11 protein-coding genes are annotated in these 11,803 nt (G+C 74.3%); 8 read left to right on the forward strand and 3 right to left on the reverse strand.

Annotated features, from left to right (window positions below; translation table 11 throughout):
- The first annotated feature begins 299 nt into the window (after nucleotides 1–299).
- The 6 genes from AB0G84_RS03340 to AB0G84_RS03365 all read left to right on the forward strand — a co-directional run bounded on the left by AB0G84_RS03340 (nucleotide 300) and on the right by AB0G84_RS03365 (nucleotide 7,497).
- Entirely contained in the window at nucleotides 300–2,231 is a 1,932-nt protein-coding gene (locus tag AB0G84_RS03340; RefSeq protein WP_361314722.1) for a hypothetical protein, read from the forward strand.
- A gap of 286 nt (nucleotides 2,232–2,517) precedes the next feature.
- The gene (locus AB0G84_RS03345; RefSeq protein ID WP_361314724.1) at nucleotides 2,518–3,489 is read left to right on the forward strand and encodes an ABC transporter ATP-binding protein; all 972 of its coding nucleotides are present in this window, start codon (nucleotides 2,518–2,520) and stop codon (nucleotides 3,487–3,489) included.
- Nucleotides 3,486–4,223: an ABC transporter permease gene (locus tag AB0G84_RS03350; protein ID WP_361314726.1), complete on the forward strand. Its 738-nt coding sequence runs from the start codon at nucleotides 3,486–3,488 to the stop codon at nucleotides 4,221–4,223. Before AB0G84_RS03345 ends, AB0G84_RS03350 begins: the two co-directional genes overlap by 4 nt.
- A 5-nt stretch (nucleotides 4,224–4,228) precedes the next feature.
- Entirely contained in the window at nucleotides 4,229–5,482 is a 1,254-nt protein-coding gene (locus AB0G84_RS03355) for a sensor histidine kinase (protein WP_361314728.1), read from the forward strand.
- A 211-nt stretch (nucleotides 5,483–5,693) separates the two neighbouring features.
- Nucleotides 5,694–6,299, forward strand: a complete 606-nt coding sequence (locus tag AB0G84_RS03360; RefSeq protein WP_361314731.1) for a response regulator transcription factor — start codon at nucleotides 5,694–5,696, stop codon at nucleotides 6,297–6,299.
- 67 nt (nucleotides 6,300–6,366) lie between these two features.
- Complete coding sequence (locus tag AB0G84_RS03365; RefSeq protein WP_361314734.1) at nucleotides 6,367–7,497, forward strand: PP2C family protein-serine/threonine phosphatase; 1,131 nt, start codon at nucleotides 6,367–6,369, stop codon at nucleotides 7,495–7,497.
- Here the strand turns inward: AB0G84_RS03365 and AB0G84_RS03370 are convergent.
- A complete protein-coding gene (locus tag AB0G84_RS03370; protein WP_361314736.1) occupies nucleotides 7,464–8,333 on the reverse strand; it encodes a transglutaminase-like domain-containing protein in 870 nt (289 codons plus the stop codon). The genes AB0G84_RS03365 and AB0G84_RS03370 overlap by 34 nt on opposite strands.
- A gap of 17 nt (nucleotides 8,334–8,350) precedes the next feature.
- Entirely contained in the window at nucleotides 8,351–9,370 is a 1,020-nt protein-coding gene (locus AB0G84_RS03375) for a GNAT family N-acetyltransferase (RefSeq protein ID WP_361314739.1), read from the reverse strand.
- A 140-nt stretch (nucleotides 9,371–9,510) separates the two neighbouring features.
- Between AB0G84_RS03375 and fdxA the strand changes: the two genes are divergently transcribed.
- Together fdxA and dapC are read left to right on the forward strand one after the other, a co-directional pair.
- On the forward strand, nucleotides 9,511–9,831 hold the full coding sequence (gene fdxA / locus AB0G84_RS03380) for a ferredoxin (protein ID WP_361314742.1): 321 nt from the start codon (nucleotides 9,511–9,513) through the stop codon (nucleotides 9,829–9,831).
- A gap of 195 nt (nucleotides 9,832–10,026) precedes the next feature.
- Nucleotides 10,027–11,163, forward strand: a complete 1,137-nt coding sequence (dapC, locus tag AB0G84_RS03385; RefSeq protein ID WP_361314744.1) for a succinyldiaminopimelate transaminase — start codon at nucleotides 10,027–10,029, stop codon at nucleotides 11,161–11,163.
- A 75-nt stretch (nucleotides 11,164–11,238) separates the two neighbouring features.
- Here the strand turns inward: dapC and AB0G84_RS03390 are convergent, their stop codons facing one another.
- Nucleotides 11,239–11,703 (reverse strand): ATP-binding protein, encoded by a 465-nt coding sequence (locus AB0G84_RS03390; protein ID WP_361314747.1) that lies wholly within the window; start codon nucleotides 11,701–11,703, stop codon nucleotides 11,239–11,241.
- Nucleotides 11,704–11,803: the final 100 nt, after the last annotated feature.

Genomic DNA, 11,803 nt, shown 5'->3' on the forward strand with positions numbered 1-11,803 from the left:
GACCGGGGATCATCTCTGACGAGCGGCGGAGCCAACCGGGAGAACCTGCTTTGAGTCGTGAATCTGACAATTCGTCCGCCGGCCCCCGGGGCCGAGGCGGAGCCGCGTACCCGTCAGGGACGCCGCCGTACGGCTCGCCCAGGGGAGACGCCGACCAAGCGCCGGCAGCCGGTGACCCGGTGCAGCCGGACGAGCCCAGGACCGAGACCACGCTGACCACGCGGATCAAGATCAACATCCCGGGGTCGCGCCCCATCCCGCCGGTCGTCGTGCGCAAGCCCGTCGCTGAGGAGCCCGGCATGAACGGACCGAGCGCAGGCGACGGTTCCGCGGCCCCCCGCGGCAACGCCCGCGGCGGCGAGCGCCCCGCGGAGCGCACTGCCAACACTCCCCGCCCGGACGCCCCGGCGGACGAGGCCCCGGCAACCGGCCGCCCCGAGAAGACCAGTGACTGGTTCGCGCCCCGCAAGCCGCAGGCCGCGGGGTCCGGCCAGAACTCCACCACCGGCTCGCACGCGGCACCGCCCGTGCCCGGTGGCGCCACCCCGCCCGGCGGCGCCACCCCGCCCCGCGCGCCCTCCGGCGACCAGGGCCCGCAGCGCCCCGACCTGCCGTACTTCTCCGACGGCCCCGACCGCCAGGGCGGCGCCTCGCCGTTCGACGGCGGCGCGCGCGGCACCTCGCCGTTCGACGACGGTCCCCGGCAGGGCGGCCCGGGCGGCACCTCGCCGTTCGACGAAGCTCCCCGGCAGGGCGGCCCCGCCGACTCCTCGCCGTTCGACCGCGCCACCGGCGTCGCCCGCGACCACAGCCCGTTCGACGCCCCCGGGGCCGGCCCCGCCGGACCCACCACCGGGCCCGCCCGCGGCAGCTCCGCGCTCAACCTCCCGCCCGGTTTCAGCGACCCGCTCACCGGCACCGGCGGCACCCCGCAGATCGGCGACGACACCGCCGAACTCACCCCGCAGCCGCCCGCGCCGCTGACCGGCCCGGGCAGCGGCAGCGGCTCCGGCGGGATCTCCGGCGGCCTGCCCGGCAACCAGGGCGGCGCCCCCGGTGGCACCAAGGGACCGCGCGGCGCCCGGAAGGACTCGCCGAACAGCACCACCGGAAGCCACTCCCGGGTGTCCGGCGACACCCTCGTCAGCGGCATCCCCAAGATCCCGGGAGCCGAGGGTCCGGCCACCCCGTCGCCGTTCGCCAACGCCCCTGGTGGCGGCGCCGACGCGGCCGCGCCCAAGCCCCGGCCCAAGATCCCCGAGCCGATCAACCCGCCCAAGAAGGGCCGCAACAAGCTCGTCCTCGCGGGCGTCGCCGTCGTGGTCCTGGCCGGTGTCGCCTACGGCGCAGGGCTCCTGCTGGACCACGCCGACGTCCCCAAGCGCACCACCGCTTTCGGCGTCGACATCGGCGGCACCACCAAGGACGAGGCGCTCAAGAAGCTCGAAGCCGGGCTCAAGGACCGCCGTACCGCGCCGCTCAAGCTCACCGTCGACGGCCGGCCGGTGACCCTGCTGCCCGCCAATGCGGGGCTCGACATCGACCTGCAGGCCACCGTCCGCAACGCCGCCGGCCGCGACTACAACCCGGTCTCCGTCGTCGGCTCCCTCTTCGGCGTCGACCGGACCGCCAAGCCCGCGATGATCGTCGACGACGAGAAGCTCCAGGTCGCGCTCCAGAACGTCGCCGGGCCCGCCGGTGCCGCCGCGGACGGCGGCATCACCTTCGAGAACGGCAAGGCCGTCCCGCACTACGGCCGCCCCCACAAGGCGATCGACGTCAAGGCCTCCCAGCAGAAGATCGCCGACGCCTACCGCGACCGCGCCACCACCGGCACGAACACCCCCGTGGTGCTCGCCGCCAGCGTCCAGCAGCCCCAGGTCTCCAAGGCCGCGGTGGACAAGGCCCTGAAGCTGTACGCCGAGCCCGCCATGTCCGGCCTGGTGACCGTCCGCACCGACGCGGCGCACACGGTCTCCTTCAGCCCCCAGCGGTCCATCCCGAAGTTCCTCTCCTTCAAGATCGGCAGCAACGGCGAGCTGGTGCCGTACTACGACCGGCCCGCCCTCAAGGCCCTCTACGGCGACACCTTCAACGGTGTTCTGCTCACCAAGGGCGACGGCTCCAAGCGGCCGGTCTCCGTCGAAGAGGTCGCCAGCGCCGTCGGCAAGGCGATGCTCGGCCGCACCCCGGCCGAGCGGATCCAGACCATCGGCGCCGACGGCGGCTGACGGCGGATCACCTCACCCGCCCCGAAGGCCCCCTGGGCGTCCGCCGGTCCTCCCGGTAGGGCGCCCAGGGGGCCTTTCCGAAGGCGCCGGCCCTGGTGGGGGCCGCTTCCCGGCCCACTAAGGCCCCCAACGCCCTACGGGGCAGCCCCCTCGGCTCCCTTGGCCCCTTTGGCCCGCGACGCCCCAAGGGAAGCCCCCTAAGGGACATCCCCCATGACAGGTGTCATGCCGCAGTGCATACAGCAGACACTGCCGCCCGCCGCACCGGTCCGGGACGCTGGAGGACATGACGATCCCCACGACCGGCACGGCCGCCACCGACCAGGGGGCCAATCCCTCACCGGTGGTCAGCTTCCGCCAGGTCGACAAGAGTTACGGCGTGGTGCGCGCGGTGGCCGACCTGAACCTCGAGCTGCACGCCGGCCACACCGTGGCGCTCCTCGGCCCGAACGGCGCCGGCAAGTCCTCCACCCTCGACCTGCTGCTCGGGCTGCGCAGCCCGGACTCCGGCACCGTCAGCCTCTTCGGCACCACGCCCCAGCGCGCCATCGAGCAGGGCAGGGTCGGCGCGATGCTGCAGAGCGGCGGCCTGATGGAGGGCGTCAAGGTCAGGGAACTGGTCACCCTCGCCCGGGACCTGCACCCCCGCGGCCACCCCGTCGACCAGATCCTGGCCACCGCCGGCATCACCGACATCGCCGACCGGATGGTCGACAAGCTCTCCGGAGGCCAGGAGCAGCGGGTCCGCTTCGCCCTGGCCACCGCCGGCGCCAACGACCTCATCGTGCTCGACGAGCCGACCACGGGCATGGACGTCTCCGCCCGCCAGGCCTTCTGGGGCGCGATGCGCCGGCAGGCCCAGGAGGGCCGCACGGTCCTGTTCGCCACCCACTACCTCGAAGAGGCCGACGAGATCGCCGACCGGGTGATCGTGCTGCACCGCGGCCGGGTCCTCGCCGACGGCACCGCTGCCGAGATCAAGGCCCGGGCCGGCGCCCGCCGCATCTCCTTCGACCTCGACGGCCCGGTCGACCGCACCGCCCTGCACGGCCTGCCGTCCCTGACCTCCCTGGAGGTCTCCGGCCGCACGGTCCGCATCCAGTCCCAGGACGCCGACGCCACCGTCCACGCGGTCTACGGCCTCGGCCTCTACCCGCGGCACCTCGAAGTCTCCGGACTCGGCCTGGAGCAGGCCTTCCTCGCGCTGACCAGCGCGTCCGACCAGAGCCCCGCCACCGCCGAGGAGGCGGCCCGATGACCACCCTGATCAAGCTGGAGATCGTCCGCGCGCTGCGCAACAAGAAGTTCATGTTCTTCTCGGTGATCTACCCGCCGGCGCTGTACCTGATCATCGCCGGTGGCGCGGACAGCAAGCCGATACCAGGCATGACACTGAACATGGGGCTCTACTTCATGGTGTCCATGGCAGCATTCGGTGCCATGACCGCCGTCCTGCTGGGCAACAGCGAGCGCATCGCCAAGGAGCGCGAGAAGGGCTGGGTGCGGCAGTTGAGGCTGACCGCCCTGCCCGGGCGCGGCTATGTCGCCGCCAAGATGGCCGCCGCGGCGACGGTCAGCCTGCCGTCGATCCTGCTGGTCATGCTGGTCGCCGCGGTCGTCAAGGGCGTCCGCCTGGAGGCCTGGCAGTGGCTGGCCATCGGCGCCGGGACCTGGCTCGGCAGCTTCGTCTTCGCGGCCCTGGGCGTCGCCATCGGCTACCTGGCCACCGGCGACGCGGTCCGCCCGATCGCGATGCTGATCTACTTCGGGCTGGCGTTCCTCGGCGGTCTGTGGATGCCGCTGACGCTCCTGCCCCAGTGGGTGCAGAACATCGCCGCATGGCTGCCCACCCACGCGTACACGGCCCTGGGCACCGCCGTCGAGGCCGGCGATGCACCCCACCTCAAGGACATGGCCATCCTCGCCGGCTACCTGGTGCTCTTCGTCGGCGGCGCGGCCTGGCTGTACCGCAAGGACACTCGGAGAACGTGAGGCCGATGGAGACGCCAGCCGAGCGTGACGACCCCAACCCCATGAGGATGGGACAGGCGCCCCGCAACCGCCGCCAGGCCGCGAGCAAGACGATGTGGACCGCCCTGTGGCTGCTCTACCTCGCCGACCCGGTGCGGCAACTGGTGCAGCCCGGTGTGTCCGCCGTGGCCCGGACCTGGGGCTCCGGTGGGCTCGCGCTCTTCGTCTCCGCGTACCTCGTCCTGGTCTTCCGCCACATGTGGCGGAACCTGACCCGCCCGTTGATGTACGGCGTGCTGGCCCTGCTGCTGGCGCTGTCCGTCGCCCTGTCCTGGACCCTGGGCTACGCCTGGCTGGTGCTGTTCATCTTCACCAGCGTGGCCAGCGGGGTGGTCCTGCCCTGGCAGCACTCCCGCTGGGCGATCCCGCTGACCACCGGGTTCCTGCTGGTCGTCGGTGCCCGCTACCCGGAGATCCGCAGCTACTACCTCTTCGCCTACGGTCTGCCCGCCCTCGGCTGCGGCTTCATGATGGTCGGCGTCCAGCACCTGATCCATACGACCCTGGAGCTGCGCGCCGCCCGCCAGGAGGTCGCCCGCCTGGCCGCCAACGACGAACGCCTGCGCCTCGCCCGCGACCTGCACGACCTCCTCGGCCACTCGCTCTCCCTGATCACCCTCAAGAGCGAGCTGGCCGGCCGGATGCTCCCGGACCGGCCCGAGGACGCCGCCCGGCAGGTCGCCGACATCGAACAGGTCAGCCGGCAGGCGCTGGTGGACGTCCGGGAGGCCGTCACCGGCTACCGCCGCCCCCGGCTCGCCGTGGAACTCGCCGGTGCCCGGGCCGCCCTGCGCACCGCCGGGGTCACCGCCGCCGTCGCCCCGGCGGTGGAGGCCGACCACCACGGCCTCGCCTCCGACCAGGAGGGCGCCCTGGCCTGGGCGCTGCGCGAGGCCGTCACCAACGTCGTACGGCACAGCGGGGCTAGCCGCTGCGAGCTGCTGCTCACCGAAGAGGGGGAGGCCGACGAGCGCCGCTACCTGTGCCTGGCGGTGCTGGACGACGGCGCCGGCCCGCCGCGCACCCGGCAGGACGGCAACGGCCTCAGCGGCCTGCGCGAGCGCCTCGCGCTCGCCGACGGCCGGCTGGAGACCGGCCCCGGCCCGCGCGGCCGGGGCTTCGCCCTGCGCGCCTACGTCCCACTGGGGCGCACCGGTCCGCCGGCCGCCGGCACCCTGCGGGAGGAGACCGGGACCCACCCGGCCGGGCACCCGACCTGAGGCCCCGCTCCACGGGCTCCGCTCCATGGGCCCCGCTCCACGGGCTTCGCTCCATGGGCCCCGCTTCACGGGCTTCGCTCCATGGGCCCCGCTTCACGGGCCCCGCTTCACGGGCGGCGAGACAGCGGGGGCGACGGGGCGGCGGGCCGGGGAAGCACGGGGTGCGCAAAGCGGCCCGTGGAGGCCGGCCGTACGGCCTAAGCTGGCGCGCATGATCAGAGTGCTGCTGGCCGAGGACCAGTCGATGGTCCGGGAGGCGCTGGCCGCGCTGCTGTCGCTGGAGGCGGACCTGGAGGTCGTCGCGCAGGCGGCGCGCGGGGACGAGGTGCTCCCGGCGGCACGGGCGCACGAGGTCGACGTCGCGTTGCTGGACATCGAGATGCCCGGCCTCAGCGGACTGGACGCGGCGGCCGCGCTGCGGGCCGAGCAGCCCGGGGTGAAGGTCGTCATCCTCACCACCTTCGGGCGCCCCGGGTACCTGCGCCGCGCCATGGAGTCCGGCGCCGACGCGTTCCTGGTCAAGGACGCCCCCGCGGCCCAGCTCGCGGACGCGGTGCGGCGGGTGCTGCGCGGCGAGCGGGTCATCGACCCGGCGCTGGCCGCGGCGGCCCTCGCCGACGGGGTCAGTCCGCTGACCGACCGCGAGCAGGAGGTGTTGCGGGCGGCCGCGGACGGTTCGACCAACCCCGACATCGCCGCCGCCCTGCACCTGTCCCACGGCACGGTCCGCAACTACCTGTCCACCGCCATCCAGAAGACCGGCGCCCGCAACCGCGCGGAGGCGGTCCGTACCGCCCGCGACAAGGGCTGGCTGTAGCCGGACGGCACCCGGTGACCTCCGCCCCGGTGCGCTCCGCGGCGGTGGCGCGCAGGCTGTAAGTGTTATGCCCGAGCACCGCCCCGTCGAGCGGGGCCGCCGTACCGCCGTGCTGCTGGTCGTGCTGATCGTCCTCGTCACGGCCCTGGACGCGGTCGACCTCGGCCCGGAGCTGCACCAGTCGGCCTTCCTGGGGATCGCCCCGCTGTTCGCCGCGCTGCGCTGCTCCTACCGGCCGACGCTCCTGGTGGCGGTCGTCTACCTCGGCTGCCTGGTCTATGTGGACCTGTTCACGGTGCCCGACTGGGGCCCGGTCAGCCGGGTGGTCGCGATCTTCGGTGCGGCGCTGGTGGCGGTGTTCGCCCTGGTGCTGTGCCGCACCCGGCTGCAGCGTGAGGCGCTGCACGCCCGCACCAGCCTGGTGGCCGACACCGTGCAGCGGGCGATGCTGCGCGAGCTGCCGCTGACCGCCGGGCCGATCGAGGCGTACGGCTTCTACGTCTCCGCCCAGGAGGGCGCGCGGGTCGGCGGCGACATCTACGAGGCGGTCGAGACGCCGCACGGGCTGCGGCTGATGATCGGCGACGTCCAGGGCAAGGGCATGCCGGCGATCGGCGCGGGCCTGGAGGTGCTGGCCTCCTTCCGGGAGGCCGCGCACTACGAGGACTCCCTGGAGGCGGTGGCCGGACGGATGGAGCAGGCGCTGACCCGCTACAACACCCGGTCGGCCGAGCAGGGCACCGACGAGCGCTTCGTCACCGCGCTCCTGCTGGAGGTGCGCGGGACGGACGGGACGGCGCGGGGCCGGGTGCTGTCCTGCGGGCACATCCCGTACTACCTGGTGCGCGAGGGCCGGGTGTACGAGCGCCGGGACGGCGAGGGCGGGCTGCCGCTGGGGCTGGGCGCGCTCAGCGGTGAACCGCGCCACGGCGTGCGGGTCCACCCGGAGCCGGACGACTGGCTGGTGCTGTGCACGGACGGGGTGACCGAGGCGCGGGGCAGCGACGGCTCGTTCTATCCGCTGGCCGAGCGCCTGGCCGGCTGGACGGACCGCACGCCCGCCGAGCTGGCCCGCACGCTCCGGGACGACCTGGAGTCGTTCACCGGCGGTGAGCTGCTGGACGACGCGACGGTGCTGGTCGTCCGGCGGACCCCGGCCGCGGCTCAGTTGAGCATGGCGCGGGCTGCGGCGGCCTGACGGCGGATGGCGGTGGCGCCGGCCGGTTCGACCGCCTCGACGACCCGGGCGTACTCCTCCAGCTCGGCCGCTCCGGCGAGGAACTCCCCGCGCTGGACGAGCAGTTGGGCGCGCTCGTGGCGCAGTCGGGCCGGATGACTCGGCAGCAGCAGCGACAGGTCCAGGGCCCACAGCTGCACCGCGCTGTGCTCGGGGCGGGCCTGGGCCCAGGCCCGGATGTTGTTCAGCACCCTCGCCACGATGTCCAGCGGGTCGGCGGCCGCCGTCATCCGCGCGGTGAGCCGTCCGCCGGTCGCCCCGGCGACCAGCAGCGCCGCGTCGTCGTCGGTGAGCAGCCGCCCGCCCGCGAACGGGTCGGCCAGGACATGGGCCCCGTAGGGGTCGCCGAAGCCGACGACGAAGTGGCCTGGCAGCGCGACACCGTAGACGGGGGCACCGGCCCGCCGGGCGACCTCCATCCACACCACCGACAGCAGGATCGGCAGACCACGGCGGCGCCGGACCACCTGGTGCAGCAGCGAGGACTCCAGCCGCCGGTAGTCGGCGGGCGCACCGCGGTAGCCGTAGCGGGTGCCGAGCAACTCGGCGAGGTTGCGGGCCCAGGCGCCGGGGCCGCCGGTCGGTGCGTAGGGCAGCTGCCCGGCCAGATCGTCCAGCTCGATCTGGACCGCGTCGATGCCGGCCTGGTCCAGCCCCGGGTCGCCCTCGGCCCCGATGAGCAGGCACAGCAGCGCCAGGTCGGGCCGCTCGGCGCGCGCGGCCTCGGCGAACAGCCGCCGGCGGGCGGCGGGGTCGTCCGGCGCCGGCTCCGGCTCGGGTTCGGGTTCGGAGGGCATGGGAGGGGGATACCCGTTCAGTGTCGGCCGCCGGTCAGGGCGCGACGGTAGTGGTAGCCGTGGTGGTCGATGAAGCCGAGTCGGTCGTAGAACCCGAGCGCGGCCTCGTTGTCGTCCTCGACCTGCAGATACGCCGCCGAGGCGCCCTCGTCCAGGGCCCGCTGGGCGAGCGCCGCCATGATCTGGGTGGCCAGTCCCCGGCGCCGGGCGTCCGGGGCCACCTCGACGGCGGTGAAGCCGGCCCAGCGGCCGTCGACGACCAGCCGTCCGATGGCCGCGGTCCGGCCGTCCGGGCCGGGGGCGGTCGCGCACCACACCGAGGGCCCGCCGGTCAGCACCGCCAGTGCGTCGTCGGTGCGGCCGCCGCCCTCGCCGGTGCGGTTGTACAGGGCCAGCCAGGCGGCGTCCGGCCGGCGGGACAGCGCGACGGCGGTGGAATCGACGGGAGCGTCGGCGAGCGGTGCCAGCGCGGAGATCCGGACTCGGGTGTGCCGCTCGGCAACCCACCCGCGCCGGTCCAGCTCGGCGGCGAGCGCGTCGTCGGCGTCCGTCCGCCCGGTGGCGACGGCGATCAGGGCCGGCAGTCCGCGCGCGGCGTACCAGGCCTCGACCCGCTCCAGCGCGGCGTCCAGCGGCAGGCCGGGGTCGCCCAGGGGCAGGACGGAGTTGGCCCGGCGGGTGAAGCCGCCGGAGGCGCGCAGCGTCCACTCGCCAAGACGCTCCGTCTCGGTGGCGGGCCAGCCGCGGGCCGCGACCTCCTGGAGCTCCCGGGCGCCGGCGGCAGGTACCTTTCTGCGGACCGGGGCGGCGGGCACGACCTTGCCCGCGACCAGTGAGGACTCCTCAATCCGGAGGCACTCACCGGTGCGGCGTGTGATGCTCAGCACACCGTTGTCCCACGATGTGAGAAGCCCGACCGCGTCCGTGAACGCCGGCTCTCCCGCTCCGCCCCCGGTCAGGCGCCGGACGGATACCCTTTTGCCCACGTCAGCACGGGTGATACGGACTTCCGCGCGTCCGCCGGCCAGGAATTCCATCGCTCAAACCGCCCCTCTTGTTCGTCTCGTGCCCGGGAACGGAGATACTAGGTGGCGGGCATCGACGACGCCGCGCTCCCGCGCGCCCTGCGGCGGAACTGCCAATCGGTCCGCCAGCCCTACCGAGGAGGAACGACAGCGTGACCTACGTCATCGCGCAGCCTTGTGTCGACGTCAAGGACAAGGCGTGCATCGAGGAGTGCCCGGTCGACTGCATCTACGAGGGCCAGCGGTCCTTGTACATCCACCCGGACGAATGCGTCGACTGTGGTGCCTGTGAGCCGGTCTGCCCGGTGGAGGCGATCTTCTACGAGGACGACACCCCGGAGGAGTGGAAGGACTACTACAAGGCCAATGTGGAGTTCTTCGACGAGCTGGGCTCGCCTGGTGGCGCCAGCAAGCTCGGCCTGATCGAGCGCGACCACGCGTTCATCGCGCAGCTGCCGCCGCAGAACCAGTAACGACCCGGCGGCCGCGGGGGAGCCCGCCTGCTCCCCCCGGCTCCGATGTCGCAAGCGGTCGCACGGCGCCGCCCGGGTCCCGTACGGCACACGCCGTACGGCACCGACACCGCCCGGTCCCGTACGGCCCCGCCGTACGGGACCGCGGCGTTTTTCCGCCGGCGCCGTCCCGGCACCACCGAGAAAGAGAGCACCGTGGGCGCAGCCTCCACCCCCCAGCCCGTCACCACCCCCCGCGCGTCGCTTCGCGACCGGCTTCCGGCTTTCCCCTGGGACCGGCTGGAGCCGTACAAGGCGACCGCCGCGGCGCACGCGGACGGCATCGTCGACCTCTCCGTGGGCACGCCGGTCGACCCGGTCCCCGCAGTGGTGCAGCAGGCGCTGACCGCGGCGGCCGACAGCCCCGGCTATCCGACGGTGTGGGGCACGGCCGCGCTGCGGGACGCGCTCACCGGCTGGGCCGGGAGCCGTCTGGGCGCCCAGGGGCTGGCGCACACCAATGTGCTGCCAGTCGTCGGCTCCAAGGAGCTGGTGGCCTGGCTGCCGACCCAGCTGGGCCTCGGCCCCGGCGACCGGGTCGGCTACCCGCGGCTGGCTTACCCGACGTACGAGGTCGGCGCCCGCCTGGCCGGCGCGGAGCCGGTGGTCTACGACGAGCCGTGGGAGCTGGACCCCAGCGGCCTGAAGCTGCTCTGGCTGAACTCGCCCTCCAACCCCACCGGCCGGGTGCTCGGCGCCGACGAGCTGCGCCGCACCGTCGCCTGGGCGCGGGAGCACGGCGTGCTGCTCTTCAGCGACGAGTGCTACCTGGAGCTGGGCTGGGAGGCCGACCCGGTCTCGGTGCTGCACCCGGACGTCTGCGGCGGCTCCCTGGACGGGATCGTGGCCGTGCACTCGCTGTCCAAGCGCTCCAACCTGGCCGGCTACCGCTCGGCGTTCCTGGTCGGCGACGCCGCGGTGCTCGGCGAGCTGCTGCAGATCCGCAAGCACGGCGGCATGATGATCGGCGCCCCCGTCCAGGCCGCCACGGTGGCCGCACTGGGCGACACCGCCCACGTCGCCGAGCAGCGCGAGCGCTACGCCCGCCGACGTACCGCGCTGCGCGCCGCCTTCGAGGGGGCGGGCTTCCGGATCGAGCACAGCGAGGCGTCGCTGTACCTGTGGGCGACCCGCGACGAGCCCTGCTGGGACACCGTCGCCGCGCTCGCCGAGCGCGGCATCCTCGTCGCCCCGGGGGAGTTCTACGGCCCGGCGGGGGAGCGCTTCGTGCGGATCGCCTTCACCGCCACCGACGAGCGGGTGGCGGCCGCGGTACGCCGCCTGGCGGAGTGAGCACGGCGGACACGCGGCGCGGGGCCCGGGGAGGCGATCCTCCCCGGGCCCCGCGCCGTACGCGCCGGTCGGCCGTCAGCGGCCGCCGAGCGGCAGGCCGCCGAGCAGGCCGCCGGGGACCTGGCCGAGCGGGCCCTGGGGCGCTCCGACCAGGCCGGTGACCGCGTCGAGGGGCGAGCTGGCCGAGATGCCGTGCTTGGCGACCGGCCGGGCCACGCCCTCGGCCCGGTCGACGGCGCCCCGGGTCAGCGGCATGGCCTTCTTGACGACCGGCCCGGCGGTCTCGACCAGCGCCGGAGCGAGCTTGGTCGCCGCCTTGCCGCCGGCCTCGTTGATCAGGCCGACGCCCTGCTGCGCGGTGCGGTCGAGGGTCTTGCTGGTGTTCTGGGAGTCCAGGGGCGCGGTCAGCCCGCCCAGGTCGGGCGCCTTGACGGGCAGTTCCGCGGCGCTGGCGGAACCTGCCGCGGCGACCACGGGAGCGGCGCCCGCTGCGACGAGCAGGGCGGCTCGGGCGATCCGACGCGTAACGGGGAGGGACATGGTGCTCCTTTTACGGAGAAGGACTCGTTCTTCTGACAGATGTGCCATGTCCGCCGGGCGGACGCACTGACTACCGCTCCAGGGCTCCGAAGGTTGCGGT

This window comes from Streptomyces sp. NPDC020742, from assembly GCF_040641675.1.
Taxonomy (GTDB): Bacteria; Actinomycetota; Actinomycetes; order Streptomycetales; family Streptomycetaceae; genus Streptomyces.

Coding starts and splice junctions, on each gene's coding strand:
- AB0G84_RS03345 (WP_361314724.1), top strand. CDS start 2,518: ATGACGATCCCCACGACCGGCACGGCCGCCACCGACCAGGGGGCCAAT.
- AB0G84_RS03390 (WP_361314747.1), bottom strand. CDS start 11,703: ATGTCCCTCCCCGTTACGCGTCGGATCGCCCGAGCCGCCCTGCTCGTC.
- AB0G84_RS03350 (WP_361314726.1), top strand. CDS start 3,486: ATGACCACCCTGATCAAGCTGGAGATCGTCCGCGCGCTGCGCAACAAG.
- AB0G84_RS03355 (WP_361314728.1), top strand. CDS start 4,229: ATGGAGACGCCAGCCGAGCGTGACGACCCCAACCCCATGAGGATGGGA.
- AB0G84_RS03340 (WP_361314722.1), top strand. CDS start 300: ATGAACGGACCGAGCGCAGGCGACGGTTCCGCGGCCCCCCGCGGCAAC.
- AB0G84_RS03370 (WP_361314736.1), bottom strand. CDS start 8,333: ATGCCCTCCGAACCCGAACCCGAGCCGGAGCCGGCGCCGGACGACCCC.
- AB0G84_RS03365 (WP_361314734.1), top strand. CDS start 6,367: ATGCCCGAGCACCGCCCCGTCGAGCGGGGCCGCCGTACCGCCGTGCTG.
- AB0G84_RS03360 (WP_361314731.1), top strand. CDS start 5,694: ATGATCAGAGTGCTGCTGGCCGAGGACCAGTCGATGGTCCGGGAGGCG.
- AB0G84_RS03375 (WP_361314739.1), bottom strand. CDS start 9,370: ATGGAATTCCTGGCCGGCGGACGCGCGGAAGTCCGTATCACCCGTGCT.